Below are 14,849 nucleotides of genomic sequence, written 5' to 3' on the forward strand. Positions count from 1 at the left end.
ATGAATGAATTGATGATTTTTATAGATAAGGAGTCTAAAATTCCGATCTATCAGCAGATTTATGAATTTATAAAAAAAGAAATAGAGAAAGAACAGTTAAGACCGGGAGATAAGCTGCCCTCATCCAGGGCGCTTTCCCGGTATCTTTCTGTCAGCAGAAGTACCACAGACCTTGCCTATGACCAGCTGACTTCAGAAGGCTACATCGAAGCAATACCATGTAAGGGGTACTATATATCTCAGCTGGAGGGTATTTATTTTACAGAAAATATGCCAAAAGAACAGTCAGAAGAAAATGCAGTAATTAGGCAATGTGAAGAGAAGTGTCAATATGATTTTGCTTTAAATGATATTGCTGTGGGAAGTTTTCCCTACAATATCTGGCAAAAGCTATCAAAACAGGTACTGGCGGATGCAGATGAAGATTTTTTTCAGCTGGGAAATCCGTGTGGAGAAGATGGCATTCGACAGGCAGTGGCGGAATATCTGTATCGTTCCAGAGGTGTGAAGTGTGGAAAAGAGCAGATTATTATCGGGGCCGGAAATGATTATCTGTTGATGCTACTGGGAATAATTCTTGGCTCAGAACAGACAGTAGCAATGGAAGAGGCTACTTATGTCAGTGCTTATTATGACTTTAGGCATATAGGCTATGAGGTACAGGCAGTCAGACAGGATGAGCAGGGACTTGATATTCGTGATTTGGAAGAAAAAGGTGCAAAAATTGTCTATGTTATGCCATCTCATCAATTTCCTATGGGGATGATTATGCCATTAAAGAGGCGTATGGCATTGTTAAGCTGGGCAGAAAAGTCAGAAAATTGCTACATTATAGAAGATGACTATGACAGTGAATTTCGTTACAAAGGACAGCCCATTCCAAGTCTGCAAGGGTTTGACAGAAATGGCAATGTGATTTATATGGGAACTTTTTCTAAATCTGTAGCGCCATCTATTCGTGTAAGTTATATGGTTTTACCGGAAAAGCTCATGAAAAAATACTTGCAGGAAAAGTACCAGCTTTCTGTGACTGTTTCCAAGACAGACCAGAAAATACTGGAACTTTTTTTAAAAGAAGGTTATTATGAAAAACATTTAAATCGTATGCGTAAAATTTATAAAAGCAAACATGACCTGATTGTAAAACATTTGAAAGAAATGCAGGAAATCTGTGTGTATCATGGGGAAAATGCAGGTGTTCATTTTATTTTGGAATTTATTAATGGATTGACAGAGCAAGAAGCCATAGATAGAGCAAAAAGTGCAGGTATACAAGTATATGGAGTATCCGAATATTGGATTGCACCAAATCAGGAAAAACAAAATAAAGTCCTTTTGGGATATGCAGGAATGGAAGAACAAGAAATCGAAGAAGCCATGAAACTTTTAAAAAAAGTATGGTGTAAGTAATAGAAAAGTGTGAAAACGGGGCTGTCGTATTATAATGTTTAAAGCGACAGCCTCATTTTAGAGATTATATTTTTTATTCATTTATTTCTAAAATTTTCCCTACAGTATCATCGTATCTGCAGTATTTTCCATTTTCGGAAATAAATGGGGAATAAGTTTTTGTTTTAATATTTTTTATATATACAATTTTCGTAGCAATCATGTAAACGAGAGAAAATTTTTCATTTAAGCTGGAAATCCATTTGTATACTTTGCTGTCTTTATCAGAAAGTACAAGTTCATATCCGCCATCACAGGCCTCTAAAGAGAAATAAATTTTTTCATCTTTCTTTAAAGGAGTAAAGACCTGATTGTAAATATATTCTGAAAAATGTTCTTTTACAAAGGCTTTAAATCCCTTTAAGGTATAAGTTTCCAAAGAAACAGCATCTGTAATTTTATCGCCTCTCTCAATACGGATTTTTAAAACTCTGAGAATATCTACCGCATCGTTAATAAAACTTAAACGGCTGTATTCCATACTTTCAAGAAGAAAAGAAATTAATTCTTTTGACAAAATATCATCATTTTTTGCCTGCTCAAATAAATTATTATCCATAATAAATTCCTCACTTTATAAATAGTTGAATACCCACTAAAGTGATTGTATTATGAATGGAAGATTTTTACAAGAGCTATTTTAAAGTTCAGCAGAAGTGTCTTTATTTTCCTCTTCATCCTCTTCACAGACATAGTCTTTTACTGTTTCTTTTACTGTTTCGGCAACGTTTTTAACAGCTTCTTTTGTATCTTCTACAGTCTCTTTTACGTCTTCTTTTAAATCGGACATATCTTCAGCCAGGTCATCAAAATCGTCTTCGAAAATATCATCTTCAGTGAATTCTTTAGCGAGTTCATCTGCTTTGTTCACTGCCTGATCCATTGATTTTTCAACAACTTCTTTAAATTTGGAAGCTACGTTTACTGCAGAGGCAGCTGTTTCTTTTAAATTATCCTGGAAGTCAGCAAATTCTTCCTGAAGATCAGGATTTTCTTCTTTCTTTTTTGTAAAATAATAAGCTGCAGCTCCGGCAGTTGCACTTAAAAGCCCAATACCTAATAATTTTTTACCTAAATTTCCCATAATCAAAATCCTTTCTGAAATCAAAATTCCCTTACTTTACTTATATGTTCTCCATTATAATCCTTTTTCACTCAGGAAGGGAAGTCTTTTTTCATTAATTTTCTATGAAATTTATTCTTTCTTAAGTGAAAAACAGTTGACAAAAACAAAAAAATCAGTATTATGAGAGTTAGTCACAACTAATTTAAAAAAGGACTATATTTTTGAGTATAGGTTAGCTTAAACTAATTGGAAGAAAGGAAGAAAATTATGAGTATTGTAATCGTTGGTGGAAATGAACGAATGGTAACACGTTATGAAAATTTATGTGAAAGTTATGGATGCAAGGCCAAAGTGTTTGTAAAGGAAAACAGTTCAATCAAGAAAAAAATGGGATGTCCAGATTTATTGTTGCTGTTTACAAATACAGTATCCCATAAAATGGTGATGAATGCTTCTCAGGAAGCAAAGAAAAATAATATTCCTATTCGAAGAATTCACAGAGCAAGTACAGCTGCATTACAGTCTGTACTGGAAGATATCAGAGAGGAGAATTCTTTCTTGCATCATTGAAAAAGACAGGATATACTAAGAATTGAAAGAAAATAAATGGGGAGTTGCTTAAAAGGAGAAAATCATGAAGAAAATTATACTGGCGAGTGCTTCTCCAAGACGCAGGGAACTTTTGGAACAGGGAGGAATTCCTTTTACAGTTATACCCAGTCAGGCAGAGGAGAATATTACCACTACTAATCCGGTATTAGCAGTAGAGGAACTGTCTTATTTAAAATGCAGTGATGTTTATGAAAAATCAGTGGAAGATGTGGTTGTAATTGGCGCAGATACAGTTGTGGTAAGTGACGGAAAAATATTAGGTAAGCCATCTTCTAAGGAGGAGGCTATAGAGATGCTTCAAGGTCTTCAGGGAAGGGCGCATGAGGTTTATACAGGTGTGACAATTATGACAAGAGAGGGAAAAGAGAACACAAAGAAGACTTTTCATGAGAAAACGAAAGTGGTTTTTTATCCCATGTCAGATGAAGAAATCAGAAGTTACGTGAACACCAAAGAGCCTATGGATAAAGCGGGAGCTTATGGCATTCAGGGAAAATCAGCAATTTTTATTAAAGAAATCAACGGTGATTATAATAACGTGGTAGGCTTGCCACTGGCAAGGTTATATCAGGAATTAAAAAATACAGGAATTGAAAGCAGGGAGTGGTAATCATGTATAAAGCGTGTATATTTGATTTAGATGGAACGATTGCAGATACCGTGGAGTCTATAGCGTATGTAGGAAATCAGGTTTTGCAGGAATTTGGTTTATCAGCATTGCCTGTTGAAAATTATAATTTTTACGCAGGAGATGGGGCAGATGTGCTGGTAAAAAGAATGTTGGAAGCTGTTCCGGGAGGATGCGATGCAGATTATGAAAAGGTACGGACTGTATATAGAAAACGATTTGCGGCAAATCCTTTTTATCATGTAAAGCCTTTTGACGGAATTATGGAGCTTTTGGATAAATTGAAAAAAGAAAATATTAAAATTGCAGTGCTGTCAAATAAGCCCCATGAAGCAGCCATAGAGGTAGTAAGCAAAATTTTTGGGGAAGAAGTTTTTCATAAAGTGCAGGGACAGACAGAAAAAATCCCAAGAAAACCTTCGCCGGTGGGGGCGTTGGAAATTGCAAAGATGTTTGGAGTAAAACCGGAGGAATGCCTTTACTGTGGTGATACAAATACGGATATGGACACAGGAAAAGCAGCGGGAATGTATACCATTGGTGTGACGTGGGGATTTCGTCCAAAACAGGAACTTTTAGAACATCATGCAGATGCGATTGTGGATAAACCACAGGAAATTTTAGAAATTGCAAAAAATCATAGATAAAGGGGTATGGAAACCATGCTAAAAGTGATTGCCAGCGATATAGATGGAACACTTCTTCAGAATGGAAAAAGAGAATTGTCTTTTCAGATAATAGAACAAATTAAACAGTTAAAAAAAATGGGAATTCTCTTTGCAGCTGCCAGTGGAAGACAGTATGCTACTTTAAGAAACCTGTTCGAGCCTGTAAAAGATGATATTGCTTATATCTGCGAAAACGGAGCTATGGTTGTATATAAAGGAAAAATTTTACATAAAGATGTCTTTGACAGGGCATTAGCAGAAGAAATGATGCATAGCATACTGAATAGAGAGGATATGGAGATTATTGTTTCCGGAGAAAAATCATATTATATCCAGCCCAAAAGAAAAGAATTTGCAGAATATATGCTTCAGACAGTAAAAGGTAAGGTTACCATAGTGGAGGATATTTTTAAAGTACAGGAAGATATTATGAAAATATCCATGTACAGGGAAAGTGGATTGGAAGAAATGCTGCTGTATTGGAAAAATATATTTGGAAGCAGAGCAACTGTGGTAACTTCCGGTCACGCATGGCTGGATATGATGCCAATGACTGCGGACAAAGGTACGGGAATGAGGGTTCTGCAAAAATATTTTCTTGTTTCTCCAGATTTTTGTGCAGCTTTTGGTGACAATTTAAATGATTTGGAAATGCTTCATGAAGTCACATATAGTTTTGCAGTGGGTAATGCAAAGAAAGAAGTAAAAGAAACAGCTAAATATGAAACGGAACGGGTAGAAACCGTTTTAGAAAAAATAATTCAACAAGGAGGAAGTTGGAATGAATGAGTATAGTGAAGAATGTTTATTAACCTTTTTGAAAAATCAGGAGCAGCTGTTTGCAGTACCTGTAGCTGAAACAGAAGAAGAAGCAGAAGCTTTTTTAGAAGACTGCATGGCAGTTGTGGTAGACTCATTGGCAGAAGTAAGAGAATATTTTGAAGAAAATGGTATGGATGTAGAGGGGCTGACTACAGAAGAGTTAGAAGATGCCAGCGAAGTTTTTCCATTGCCAAACGGACAGTATTTAATTGTAGAAGGCTAGTGAGGTGATAGCTTATGGAAATGAACACCATAGCAGAACGTCAAAAAGCTTTTTTTGAAAAGAACAGAACAAAATCATATGAATTTCGTCAAAAAGCTCTTTTCCGACTAAAACGGACAATTTTGTATTACGAAAGAGAAATCCAAGAGGCTTTGTATCAAGATTTGGGAAAATCGGATTTTGAAGCTTATATGACAGAAGTGGGAATGACGATTTCTGAACTGAATTATGTGGGAAAGCATTTAAAAAGATGGATGAAGGAAAAAGGTGTTTTGACACCTCTCGCACAGTTTCCTGCAAAGAGTTTTGAAGTTCCTGAACCCTATGGTACTGTTTTGATTATGGCTCCCTGGAATTATCCTTTTATGCTGTGCATAGAGCCGTTAATTGGGGCCATTGCCGCGGGAAACTGTTGTGTGGTCAAGCCTTCCGCTTATGCACCCCATACATCTGCTATAATTAAAAAAATTCTTTCCTGTATTTTTCCGGAAGAATTTGTGGCGGTTGTAGAAGGTGGAAGAGAAGAAAATACAGCACTTTTGGAGCAGGAATTTGACTATATTTTTTTTACGGGAAGTAAAAATGTGGGGAAAATTGTTCTGAAAAAAGCAGCTGAAAATTTAACACCGGTTACATTAGAACTGGGAGGGAAAAGTCCTTGCATTGTAGATGAAACAGCAGATTTAAAATTGGCTGCAAAGCGACTGGTATTTGGGAAATATTTAAATAGCGGGCAGACCTGCGTGGCTCCGGACTATCTTTTCGTGCAGGAGTCTGTAAAACAGAAATTTATAGAATATTTAAAATACTGGATTGATAAAATGTTTGGTACAGAACCTTTGAAAAATTCAGATTACCCAAGAATAATCAATGAAAAACATTATGAACGTCTTATGAAGCTTATAGAAGGAGAGAGCATTGTAAAAGGCGGTTATGGAAATAAAGAAAGATTATTTATTGCGCCTACTGTTTTAGATAATATTACAGAGCATTCTCCTATTATGCAGGAGGAAATTTTTGGACCTATATTGCCTGTTTTGTCCTATGGGAATTTAGAAGAAGCAGAGGCGTTTATTAAAAAAGGGGAAAAACCTCTTGCACTATATCTTTTTACAGGAAATAAGAAGACAGAGCAGAGAATTTTGAATACCATATCTTTTGGGGGAGGCTGTATTAACGATACGATTATTCATCTGGCAACATCGCGCATGGGATTTGGCGGCGTAGGTGCAAGTGGTATGGGAAGCTATCACGGAAAAAGAAGTTTTGATACTTTTAGTCATACAAGGAGTATTGTAAAAAAATATCAGTGGATAGATTTGCCAATCAGATATCAGCCATATACCCGGAGAAAAAAGAAATTGCTGCATTTGTTTTTGAAGTAATAGGAGGGGCTGTTATGGAAAATACGAAGGATAAAGCTCCTGTTTTTTGGAACAGGCGTTCAAAAGTGTATGACGAACAGGTTTTGTCTATATATGAAAATGCTTATAGAAAGACGGTAAAACGTTCTGCTGCATTTTTGGAAAAAGAAGACAAGGTTTTTGAAATTGGTTGTGGTACAGGAAATGCGACAATTCCTCTTTCAAAGTATGTAAAAGAAATTACGGCAACGGATATTTCTGAAAACATGCTTCAAAAAGCCAGAGAAAAAGCAGAAAAGTTGTCAAAACACAACATTACCTTTTGCACAGGGGAATTGACAGAAATGGAAATAGAGCCGGAAAGCTATGATGTAGTGGCAGCATATAATGTGCTGCTGTACATGAAAAATCAGGAAGAGGTTTTAAAGAAAATATATGAGATTTTAAAACCGGGCGGAATTTTTCTTTCTGCTACAGACTGTCTGGGAAGAAATCTGTCAAAAGACTCTGTGAAAAAATTCTGGAAAAGCAAATTACATCTGATGCCTTATGTGGCTTTTGATACGCCTGTTAGTCTGATGCGAAAAATTCAGAAAAGTGGTTTCGAGGTTTTGGAAATGGTCAATCTTCATAAAAATCCACCAAACATCTTTCTTGCAGCAAAGAAAAAATAAGAAGTTTAGAATTATTTAAGAAAGTTTATAAAATTTTGTTAGCACTCATTATACATGAGTGCTAATTTTCTCTTGACTTTTATTTCAAGGGGGACTATTATGATGTTTAGACAGGGAAGACTTCCCAATATAAGAATGAAAAAGGAGATGTATTTTATCATGGCTAGCAAGCGTGGTACTTTATCAATTAACAGCGACAATATCCTTCCGATTATTAAAAAATGGATGTATTCTGATCATGACATTTTCTTCCGTGAATTAATTTCAAATGGATGTGATGCCATCACAAAACTGAAAAAACTGGAAGTCATGGGAGAATATTCTTTCCCGGAAAATTATAAAAACAAAATTCAGGTCATTGTAAATCCAGAAGAGAAAACTTTGAAATTCATTGATACCGGTCTTGGTATGACTGCAGATGAAGTAGAAGAATATATTACACAGATTGCATTTTCTGGTGCAACACAGTTTTTAGAGAAGTATAAAGATAAAACAAATGAAGACCAGATTATCGGACATTTTGGTCTGGGATTTTATTCTGCATTTATGGTAGCAGATGAAGTTCAGATTGATACTTTATCTTACAAAGAAGGAGCAACTCCGGTTCACTGGTCCAGCGATGGCGGCACAGAGTATGAAATCGGAGATGGAAACAGAACTGAGGTAGGTACAGAAATTACTCTGTTCTTAAATGAAGAGAGCGTAGAATTTGCCAATGAATATCGTGCAAGAGAAATTATTGAAAAATATTGTTCTTTTATGCCAGTAGAAATTTTCCTTTCCAAAGCAAATGCGCCTCAGGAATACGAAACCATTGAAGAGTCTGAAGTAAAAGAAGACGATGTAATTGTAGAACATATTCATGAAGATGCAAAAACAGAAGAAAAAGAAAATGAAAATGGAGAAAAAGAGGTTGTAGAAATTTCTCCTGCAAGAGAAATGGTAAAAATCCACAAACGTCCGGTATCTTTAAGTGATACAAATCCTTTGTGGATGAAACATCCAAATGAATGTACAGAAGAAGAGTACAAAGCATTTTATAGAAAAGTATTCATGGACTATAAAGAGCCATTGTTCTGGATACATCTGAATATGGATTATCCGTTCAATTTAAAGGGTATTTTATACTTCCCAAAAATCAACATGGAATATGAGTCCATTGAAGGTACAATTAAATTATACAATAATCAGGTATTCATTGCAGATAATATTAAAGAAGTTATTCCTGAATTCTTAATGTTGTTAAAAGGTGTGATTGACTGTCCTGACTTACCGCTTAACGTATCCAGAAGTGCTCTGCAGAATGATGGTTTTGTAAAGAAAATTTCTGACTACATCAGTAAAAAGGTAGCAGACAAGCTTTCCGGTATGTGTAAAACAGACAGAGAAAACTATGAAAAATATTGGGATGATATCAATCCATTTATTAAATTCGGCTGCTTAAAAGATACAAAATTCTCTGAGAGAATGATGGATTATATCCTCTACAAGAATATTGATGGAAAATATTTGACATTAGAAGACTGCATCAAAGAAAATACAACAGAAATGCCGGAAGATCAGGAAGTTGTTACAGAGGAAAATAAAGAAGAGGTTCTGGAAGAAGCAAAAGAAGAAGCGAAAAAAGAACCTGAAAAGACTAATATTTATTATGTAACAGATGAGGTACAGCAGAGCCAGTATATCAATATGTTCAGAGAACAAAATCAGGATGCTGTTATTCTGAAACATAATATCGACTCTCCATTTATTTCCCATGTAGAGCAGGTAAAAGAAAATGTCAAATTCCTTCGTATTGATGCAGATGTAACAGACGCTGTAAAAGAAGAAGGAAAAGATTTAGAGGAAGAAACAAAGACTTTATCTGAAATCTTTAAAAAAGCTTTAAAGAAAGAAAACCTGACAATTAAGGTAGAAAGCCTGAAGAATGAAAAAGTATCTTCCATGATGACAATTTCAGAAGAAAACCGCCGTATGCAGGAAATGATGAAAATGTACAATATGTATGGCATGGATCCATCTATGTTTGGCGGACAGGAAACGCTGGTATTAAATGCAAATAATAAACTGGTACAGTATGTTCTGGAAAATAAGGAAAATGAAAACGTTGATATACTGTGTGAACAGTTGTATGATTTGGCGTTAATCAGTCACAGACAGCTGACACCGGAAGAAATGACAAAATTTGTGACAAGAAGCAATGAAATTATGCTGCTTCTGGCAAAATAAAAGATAATTATATAAAAGAGACTGTTACATTAAATGCTCATCCGGAATATTTAAAAGACAGTCTCTTTTTTTTAGTAGAGTCCTTTTTTAAATTGTATCATCATTTCCCTTGTAAGGCTTACGTCATAGTCGTCATAAGGGATTTCTTCCCGTTCAAACCACTGGGCAGTAGATAATTCTTCCTGGTCTAAGGTAATGGTATCGTTACCGTCTAAATCACAGTAAAAACCTGATAAAACAGAGCCGGAAAGTCCCCAGGGCTGGCTTTTGTAGTATTGAATATTTTTTACTTTGAGTCCAACTTCTTCCATTACTTCTCTCTTTACAGTATCTTCCAGTGTTTCACCGATTTCTGTAAAACCTGCAATTAATGCATAGCGTGTCGTATTTCTTCCTGCATATTTCGAAAGTAATAATTTATTTTTATTTCGAATGGCTACAATAACAGCAGGAGAAATTTTCGGATATTCTGTGTTATGACAGTGGGGGCAGTACATCATGCGTTCTTTTGTATCGGGAAGTAGTTTTTTTCCACATTTACCACAAAATTTACGGCTTTCATACCAGGAAAACAGGTGAAAGCCTGTAATTAGTGCAAAGCACAATTCTTTTGGTTCTTCTCTGCGAAAAATCACTAAATCTTCGAAGGTAAAATCAGACAGAAGCGAAGGATCTAGTTGTGGAAGTATATAGAAATGGTGTTCATCAATAGAAAACAAATAAATGTAAGGTTCTTTTTCCCAATTCGGTATATCGCAAAAATGAGGCAGTAAAAAACTGTCTTTTGTTTTTTTAATAAGAATGTTTTTTTGATTATAATATAAAATAAAGTCCTGCTCCTTTGGCGGAACCGGCACATATTCGTTGCGGTAGTAATGTGTTCCAATGTCCTGTATCATAAGTCTTCCTCCAAATTTTATAAAATTTCATAGGGGATCTGCTGCTGCCTGAAAAATTTTTGAAGCAGTTCATCCCAGACATGGTCTAAAGTTTTGTCAAGAGTAAAAGTTTTTACCGAAGTTCCTGTAGTACAGGTTAAATGTGTTCCATCATATTGAAAATTTACGAAAAGACCGAAAATATCATCAAGAGAGAGTGGAACATGGTTTCCTGTTAAAAGTTTTTCTGTATTTTTTTTGGAAAGTATGAATACAATTTTAAAGTGAAGAGGTGTTTTCTTTCCTTTCATCATGGAAAAACAAAAGGGTTTGATGTCTTTCCAAAGAGCATATTCACGACCTTCGGCTTTTATTATTTCAGACTCCTGTGTATCGAAAAAATCAGGTTTGAGGAGCCCGTCTATATTATATGTAACAGAAGTAGTAATACTGGCTTCTGACAGCCAGAAAGCATCAAAGTCAGTACCAATCAGCAGTTTTGACATAAAGTTTTTTATGTCCTGCACCTGTAATGCAATCACAAAAAATCCCTCATTTCTATAAAAATTTTCTGTATAGATAAAATATTAAGAACAGTATAAACGAAAATGAAAAAAAATCCCAGTGTTTTAGGAAAAAACCTTTTCAAACAAGTGGTTTTGTGGTAATATAAGAAATGGTATTAAAAACTACATAAAGAGGTTATAGAAAATGAAATATAAAATAGTAATAGATAGCTGCGGTGAATTATTAGAGAGATGGAAAAAAGATGAAAAAATAGAAAGTATTCCTCTGACATTGACAGTAGGAGAGGAAGATATTGTGGATGATGAAAATTTTAATCAGGCAGAATTTTTAGAGAAAGTAGCACAGTGTCCTGAATGTCCGAAATCTTCCTGCCCATCACCGGAAAAATATCGTCAGGCGTATGATTGCGGTGCAGAGCATGTTTATGGAGTGACACTTTCCAGTAATTTAAGCGGTTCATATAACAGTGCTTTATTGGGAAAAAATCTTCTTTTAGAAGATAAACCAGAGCAAAAAATTCATATTTTTGATTCTTGTTCTGCTTCCGTAGGAGAAACATTGATTGCTCTTAAAATTGAGGAATGTGAAGAAGCGGGTATGGACTTTGACCAGGTAGTGAAAACAGTGGAAGAATATATTCAGACACAGAATACTTATTTTGTTCTGGAAAATCTGGAAACACTCAGAAAGAACGGAAGACTTAGTAATTTAAAGGCTTTTGTAGCCAGTGCTTTGAAGATTAAGCCGGTTATGGGCAGTACACCTGAGGGAACTATTACACAGTTAGATCAGGCAAGAGGTATTAACAAAGCTCTTGTAAAAATGGTAGATTATATAGCGGAAGGTGCAAAAGACAGTGAAAACAAAGTTTTAGCGATTTGTCACTGTAATTGTCCTGCACGTGCAGAAATTGTAAAAGAAGAAATTTTAAAGAGAATTGAAGTAAAGGATGTGGTCATTTTGAACACAGCCGGAGTCAGCAGTATGTATGCAAACGATGGAGGGATTATTGTCGTTATTTAAGTACAAAAAATGTTGACAAAGAAGATAAAATCAGATATATTAAAAAAGCTATGGGATACAAAGTTCGACAGAGGTTCCATGCAAATATTTTTTTGCCCACCTTCGGGTTAAGGCCATACGGACAGCCGGGGCAACTGCCGATTGGCAACATTTGTTGCCTTATTGATTGAGTTAAAAGCTCAAATTTTATAAGTTGGTAACTTTACAACCAGTGCACAAAAGGTGCACATCAACTTGTGAAACGGTCAATAAGAGTAGTAAAAGTAAGATATTTGCTATATAGACTCTGAAACTTTAGTCATTCCAGGTCTTTAGATAAAAGAAAAGAGACAGAATAAAATATCATTGGATATTTTGGGGAATACAGCCACAGGTGATGTGTAGAGATACGGCACCTGTGGCTTTTTGTGTTACAGAGATTGTGCTTGCCTGACTTTTTTGCAGAAAGGAATGAAAGTATGAGCGAAAAACTAAAGCTTTATGGATTTAATAATTTAACAAAATCCCTGAGTTTTAATATTTATGATATCTGTTATGCGGAAACGCAGAAAGACCAGAAAGAATATATTGCATACATTGATGAACAGTATAATTCAGAAAGGCTTACTACAATCCTGACTAATTTAACTGATATGATAGGCGCACAGGTATTGAATATTTCCCAGCAGGATTATGAACCCCAGGGGGCATCTGTGACTATTTTGATTGCAGAGAAAACCATGGTTCCGGTGGGAAATACTCAGGTGGCACATTTGGATAAAAGTCATGTAACCGTACATACTTATCCGGAATATCATCCGGAAACCTGCGTGGCAACTTTTCGAGTGGATATTGACGTTTCTACCTGCGGGGAAATTACACCTCTTTCTACTCTGGATTACCTTATTGGTTCTTTTGATTCGGATGTAATTACCATGGATTACAGGGTAAGAGGATTTACAAGAAGTTTAAATGGAAACAAATTGTTTATGGATCATGAAATTCGTTCTATTCAGGAATATATTAATCAGGAAACTTTGGAACATTACAATGCAGTTGATATTAATATTTTTGAGGCAAATCTATTCCACACGAAAATGATGTTAAGAGAAATTGATTTGGAAAATTATTTGTTTAATACGAGTATAGAAAAACTGTTATCGGAAAAGAAACTGGATATAGAAAATCGTTTAAAAAAAGAAATGATAGAAATTTTTAGTGGAAAAACAGTTTAACAAAAGGGAGACGGAAATGGAAAAGCTATCACAGGAATGTGCCCCAATCTATGAGGCTTTAGAAAAATTTAGAAAAATGAGGGTAGTACCTTTTGATGTGCCCGGTCATAAAAGAGGAAGAGGAAATCCGGAGCTGGAGCGTCTTTTAGGAGAACGCTGTATGAATTTGGATGTAAACTCTATGAAACCTCTTGATAATCTGTGCCATCCGGTATCTGTTATCAGACAGGCAGAAGAACTGGCAGCAGAAGCTTTTCATGCAGCTCATGCTTTTTTAATGGTAGGGGGAACGACCTCTTCTGTTCAGAGTATGATTTTATCTGTTGCAAAAAGGGGAGAGAAAATTATTCTGCCAAGAAATGTGCATCGAAGTGTGCTTACAGCAATGGTACTGTGCGGAGCAGTGCCGGTGTATGTAAATCCACAGTGCAGTAATCGTCTGGGAATTCCTCTGGGAATGTCTGTTGCTGATGTAGAAAAGGCAATTCGGGAAAATCCAGATGCAAAGGCAGTTTTAGTAAATAATCCTACTTATTATGGTGTGTGTTCTGATATTCAGTCTATTGTAAAATTGGCACATGACAATGGAATGTACTGTCTGGCAGATGAAGCTCATGGGACACATTTTTATTTTTCAGACAAGCTTCCTGTTTCTGCTATGGATGCAGGGGCGGATATGGCAGCAGTTTCCATGCACAAGTCAGGCGGCAGTCTGACTCAGAGCTCGCTGCTTTTAATCGGACCGAATATGCCCAAGGGACATGTAAGACAGATTATCAATCTGACACAGACTACCAGCGGTTCTTATCTTTTGATGGCAAGTCTGGATATTTCCAGAAGAAATCTGGCATTAAGAGGAAAGGAAACCTTTGAAAAGGTCATTGAGCTGGCAGAATATGCCAGAACAGAAATTAATGAAATTCCGGGATTTTACGCATTTTCAAAGGAAATCATAAATAAAGACAGTGTGTATGACTTTGATGTGACGAAGCTTTCTATTCACACACTGGAAACAGGACTTGCTGGAATTGAAGTATATGATTTGTTAAGAGATGAGTACGATATTCAGATTGAATTTGGAGATTTTGGAAATATTTTGGCATACTTGTCTATTGGAGACAGAAAACGTGATATTGAGCGATTGGTGTCTTCGCTTTCTGAGGTTGCAAGGCGATTTGGCAAGACAAAGGTGGATTTAATTGAGCAGGAGTATATTCCGCCACAGGTGGCAGTTTCTCCACAGGAAGCTTTTTACGCAGAGAAGGAGTCCAAAACCCTGCGGGATGCAATTGGATTTATCTGCAGTGAGTTTGTTATGTGTTATCCACCGGGAATTCCTATTTTAGCGCCGGGAGAAAAAGTGACAAAAGAGATTATTGAACATATTGAATATGCAAAAGAAAAAGGCTGTACAATTACAGGCCCTGAGGATGCAGAAATTAATTATTTGAATGTGCTGAAAGGAGTTTAA

Annotated in this window: 16 protein-coding genes; 12 read left to right on the forward strand and 4 right to left on the reverse strand. The window is 35.8% G+C overall.

What is annotated here, in order from left to right:
• On the forward strand, window positions 1-1,410 hold the full coding sequence (gene pdxR, locus BQ7352_RS08845) for a MocR-like pyridoxine biosynthesis transcription factor PdxR (RefSeq protein WP_072448861.1): 1,410 nt from the start codon (window positions 1-3) through the stop codon (window positions 1,408-1,410).
• 73 nt (window positions 1,411-1,483) lie between these two features.
• On the opposite strand, the gene BQ7352_RS08850 is transcribed toward pdxR, so the two are convergent.
• Complete coding sequence (locus BQ7352_RS08850; RefSeq protein WP_072448863.1) at window positions 1,484-2,008, reverse strand: hypothetical protein; 525 nt, start codon at window positions 2,006-2,008, stop codon at window positions 1,484-1,486.
• Window positions 2,009-2,089: 81 nt separating this feature from the next.
• Window positions 2,090-2,533: a hypothetical protein gene (locus BQ7352_RS08855; RefSeq protein ID WP_072449817.1), complete on the reverse strand. Its 444-nt coding sequence runs from the start codon at window positions 2,531-2,533 to the stop codon at window positions 2,090-2,092.
• A gap of 249 nt (window positions 2,534-2,782) precedes the next feature.
• Here BQ7352_RS08855 and BQ7352_RS08860 point away from each other — a divergent pair, with 249 nt between their 5' ends.
• The 8 genes from BQ7352_RS08860 to htpG all read left to right on the forward strand — a co-directional run bounded on the left by BQ7352_RS08860 (window position 2,783) and on the right by htpG (window position 9,735).
• Window positions 2,783-3,085, forward strand: a complete 303-nt coding sequence (locus tag BQ7352_RS08860; protein WP_072448865.1) for a DUF2325 domain-containing protein — start codon at window positions 2,783-2,785, stop codon at window positions 3,083-3,085.
• Window positions 3,086-3,149: 64 nt separating this feature from the next.
• Window positions 3,150-3,737 (forward strand): Maf family protein, encoded by a 588-nt coding sequence (locus BQ7352_RS08865; protein ID WP_072448867.1) that lies wholly within the window; start codon window positions 3,150-3,152, stop codon window positions 3,735-3,737.
• 2 nt (window positions 3,738-3,739) lie between these two features.
• Window positions 3,740-4,402: an HAD family hydrolase gene (locus BQ7352_RS08870; RefSeq protein WP_072448868.1), complete on the forward strand. Its 663-nt coding sequence runs from the start codon at window positions 3,740-3,742 to the stop codon at window positions 4,400-4,402.
• Between the two features lie 15 nt (window positions 4,403-4,417).
• Window positions 4,418-5,212, forward strand: coding sequence for an HAD family hydrolase (locus tag BQ7352_RS08875; protein WP_072448870.1), 795 nt, complete (start codon window positions 4,418-4,420; stop codon window positions 5,210-5,212).
• Window positions 5,205-5,468 (forward strand): glyoxalase, encoded by a 264-nt coding sequence (locus BQ7352_RS08880; RefSeq protein ID WP_072448873.1) that lies wholly within the window; start codon window positions 5,205-5,207, stop codon window positions 5,466-5,468. Before BQ7352_RS08875 ends, BQ7352_RS08880 begins: the two co-directional genes overlap by 8 nt.
• Window positions 5,469-5,482: 14 nt before the next feature.
• A complete protein-coding gene (locus BQ7352_RS08885; RefSeq protein ID WP_072448875.1) occupies window positions 5,483-6,853 on the forward strand; it encodes an aldehyde dehydrogenase in 1,371 nt (456 codons plus the stop codon).
• A 14-nt stretch (window positions 6,854-6,867) separates the two neighbouring features.
• Window positions 6,868-7,506 carry a class I SAM-dependent DNA methyltransferase gene (locus tag BQ7352_RS08890; RefSeq protein ID WP_072448877.1) on the forward strand — a complete coding sequence of 213 codons (639 nt, stop codon included), beginning with the start codon at window positions 6,868-6,870 and terminating at the stop codon, window positions 7,504-7,506.
• A gap of 159 nt (window positions 7,507-7,665) precedes the next feature.
• Window positions 7,666-9,735, forward strand: coding sequence for a molecular chaperone HtpG (gene htpG / locus BQ7352_RS08895; RefSeq protein WP_072449818.1), 2,070 nt, complete (start codon window positions 7,666-7,668; stop codon window positions 9,733-9,735).
• A gap of 71 nt (window positions 9,736-9,806) precedes the next feature.
• Here htpG and nudC read toward each other — a convergent pair whose 3' ends face one another.
• Both nudC and BQ7352_RS08905 read right to left on the reverse strand, forming a co-directional pair.
• Entirely contained in the window at window positions 9,807-10,634 is an 828-nt protein-coding gene (nudC, locus tag BQ7352_RS08900; protein WP_072448879.1) for an NAD(+) diphosphatase, read from the reverse strand.
• Window positions 10,635-10,651: 17 nt separating this feature from the next.
• A complete protein-coding gene (locus BQ7352_RS08905) occupies window positions 10,652-11,155 on the reverse strand; it encodes a DUF5721 family protein (protein ID WP_072448881.1) in 504 nt (167 codons plus the stop codon).
• 169 nt (window positions 11,156-11,324) lie between these two features.
• On the opposite strand from BQ7352_RS08905, the gene BQ7352_RS08910 reads away from it, so the two are divergent.
• The 3 genes from BQ7352_RS08910 (at window position 11,325) to BQ7352_RS08920 (ending at window position 14,849) form a co-directional block, all read left to right on the forward strand.
• Window positions 11,325-12,164 carry a DegV family protein gene (locus tag BQ7352_RS08910; protein ID WP_072448883.1) on the forward strand — a complete coding sequence of 280 codons (840 nt, stop codon included), beginning with the start codon at window positions 11,325-11,327 and terminating at the stop codon, window positions 12,162-12,164.
• Between the two features lie 458 nt (window positions 12,165-12,622).
• Window positions 12,623-13,378, forward strand: a complete 756-nt coding sequence (speD, locus tag BQ7352_RS08915; RefSeq protein ID WP_072449819.1) for an adenosylmethionine decarboxylase — start codon at window positions 12,623-12,625, stop codon at window positions 13,376-13,378.
• Window positions 13,379-13,394: 16 nt separating this feature from the next.
• Window positions 13,395-14,849: an aminotransferase class I/II-fold pyridoxal phosphate-dependent enzyme gene (locus BQ7352_RS08920; RefSeq protein ID WP_072448884.1), complete on the forward strand. Its 1,455-nt coding sequence runs from the start codon at window positions 13,395-13,397 to the stop codon at window positions 14,847-14,849.

It is taken from the genome of Blautia sp. Marseille-P3201T, assembly GCF_900120295.1.
In the GTDB taxonomy this organism is placed as follows: Bacteria; Bacillota; Clostridia; order Lachnospirales; family Lachnospiraceae; genus Blautia.

Excerpts from the sequence above, each read along its gene's own strand:
- BQ7352_RS08875 (WP_072448870.1), top strand. The coding sequence starts at position 4,418 with ATGCTAAAAGTGATTGCCAGCGATATAGATGGAACACTTCTTCAGAAT.
- BQ7352_RS08910 (WP_072448883.1), top strand. The coding sequence starts at position 11,325 with ATGAAATATAAAATAGTAATAGATAGCTGCGGTGAATTATTAGAGAGA.
- BQ7352_RS08885 (WP_072448875.1), top strand. The coding sequence starts at position 5,483 with ATGGAAATGAACACCATAGCAGAACGTCAAAAAGCTTTTTTTGAAAAG.
- nudC (WP_072448879.1), bottom strand. The coding sequence starts at position 10,634 with ATGATACAGGACATTGGAACACATTACTACCGCAACGAATATGTGCCG.
- speD (WP_072449819.1), top strand. The coding sequence starts at position 12,623 with ATGAGCGAAAAACTAAAGCTTTATGGATTTAATAATTTAACAAAATCC.
- BQ7352_RS08870 (WP_072448868.1), top strand. The coding sequence starts at position 3,740 with ATGTATAAAGCGTGTATATTTGATTTAGATGGAACGATTGCAGATACC.
- BQ7352_RS08865 (WP_072448867.1), top strand. The coding sequence starts at position 3,150 with ATGAAGAAAATTATACTGGCGAGTGCTTCTCCAAGACGCAGGGAACTT.
- BQ7352_RS08880 (WP_072448873.1), top strand. The coding sequence starts at position 5,205 with ATGAATGAGTATAGTGAAGAATGTTTATTAACCTTTTTGAAAAATCAG.
- BQ7352_RS08860 (WP_072448865.1), top strand. The coding sequence starts at position 2,783 with ATGAGTATTGTAATCGTTGGTGGAAATGAACGAATGGTAACACGTTAT.
- htpG (WP_072449818.1), top strand. The coding sequence starts at position 7,666 with ATGGCTAGCAAGCGTGGTACTTTATCAATTAACAGCGACAATATCCTT.
- BQ7352_RS08920 (WP_072448884.1), top strand. The coding sequence starts at position 13,395 with ATGGAAAAGCTATCACAGGAATGTGCCCCAATCTATGAGGCTTTAGAA.
- BQ7352_RS08850 (WP_072448863.1), bottom strand. The coding sequence starts at position 2,008 with ATGGATAATAATTTATTTGAGCAGGCAAAAAATGATGATATTTTGTCA.
- BQ7352_RS08890 (WP_072448877.1), top strand. The coding sequence starts at position 6,868 with ATGGAAAATACGAAGGATAAAGCTCCTGTTTTTTGGAACAGGCGTTCA.
- pdxR (WP_072448861.1), top strand. The coding sequence starts at position 1 with ATGAATGAATTGATGATTTTTATAGATAAGGAGTCTAAAATTCCGATC.
- BQ7352_RS08855 (WP_072449817.1), bottom strand. The coding sequence starts at position 2,533 with ATGGGAAATTTAGGTAAAAAATTATTAGGTATTGGGCTTTTAAGTGCA.